This window comes from Xanthomonas sp. NCPPB 1067 (assembly GCF_020783795.1).
In the GTDB taxonomy this organism is placed as follows: Bacteria; Pseudomonadota; Gammaproteobacteria; order Xanthomonadales; family Xanthomonadaceae; genus Xanthomonas; species Xanthomonas melonis.
In genome coordinates, this window is sequence record NZ_JAJGQG010000071.1 from 1 (window position 1) to 1,140 (window position 1,140).

The following is a 1,140-nucleotide window of genomic DNA, read 5'->3' on the forward strand; positions in this document are numbered from 1 at the left end:
CGGAGAACTTTGGACACGCCTCATAGCCCACTTCACCGTCATCGCTACAGTGGCGAACGTAGAGCTTGCCGTTACGCACATCCCCCTCCAACTTTCCGCCACCTCCACGGAGGTTGGTGCCTTCGCTCCATTCGCCCCTAACATGGTTATTCTGCTGATGGAGGTCGAGACTGAGAAAGTGGCCAGAACCGCACTGGGTGGCATAGGCCCATTTCCCTGCGAATTTCGCGCCCGCTGCGCTAGGGCCTGTGAACACTAATGGCTCGGGCGATTAAACTATTGGACATGGAGATCACGCCAGCACAATTTGCCCTCATCGAACATTGCTTACCTGCGCAGCGCGGCAATGTCAGCATGACCAATCTGCAGGTGGTCAACGCCATCCTTTACGTCGCAGAGCACGGCTGCAAATGGCGCGGTCTGCCCAAGCGCTTTGGCAACTGGCATACGGTGTACACACGCATGAACCGTTGGGCTAAGTCCGGTGTGCTGGATCGGATGTTCGCCCAATTGCAGACCTGCCAGATCGTGCGCATCAAAATCGAAGCGGTCTCGCTGGACTCCACCAGTATCAAGGTGCATCCGGATGGCACTGGCGCATTAAAAAAAACGGCCCGCAGGCGATTGGCAAATCCCGCGGCGGATGGAACACCAAGATTCATATGGTTGCCGCAGATGCTCGAACAGCCATCACGTTCGGATTGACGCCTGGCAACGCACATGACGCACCAGCAGGCCGGGCATTGCTTGAACATTTGGGGCAAGTGAAGCGGCCGATTCATCTGCTAATGGATCGCGCTTACGAAGGCAATGAAACCCGCCAGTTGGCGCTCGATCTTGGTTTCGTGCCGGTGGTCCCACCCAAGTCCAATCGGGTCCATCCTTGGGAGTACGACCAACAAATGTACAAGCGGCGCAACGAAGTGGAGAGGCTGTTCCGTCGCTTGAAGGGCTACCGCCGGATTTTCACGCGCTTTGAGAAGCTCGACGTCATGTTCCTTGGATTCCTCAGCTTTGTGCTCACCGTTGATGGGCTTCGGATGTGTTAACAGGCCCTAGTCACCAGCGATCCGGCGCCCTTCAAGGGAGCCTTGAGCAGCCAGCTTGGAAAGGACCAGGGGCGTTGATGTTGCAGCATCA

Annotated in this window: 1 protein-coding gene; it reads left to right on the top strand. The window is 56.8% G+C overall.

Features of this window, described 5'->3' with window-relative positions:
* Positions 1–285: 285 nt before the first annotated feature.
* Positions 286–1,049 (top strand): IS5 family transposase gene (locus LL962_RS20855; RefSeq protein ID WP_228318291.1). Its coding sequence is split into 2 segments (ribosomal slippage): positions 286–601 and positions 601–1,049, totalling 765 coding nucleotides; the frame shifts between segments, so codons are not numbered across the junction.
* The last annotated feature ends 91 nt before the right edge of the window (positions 1,050–1,140 follow it).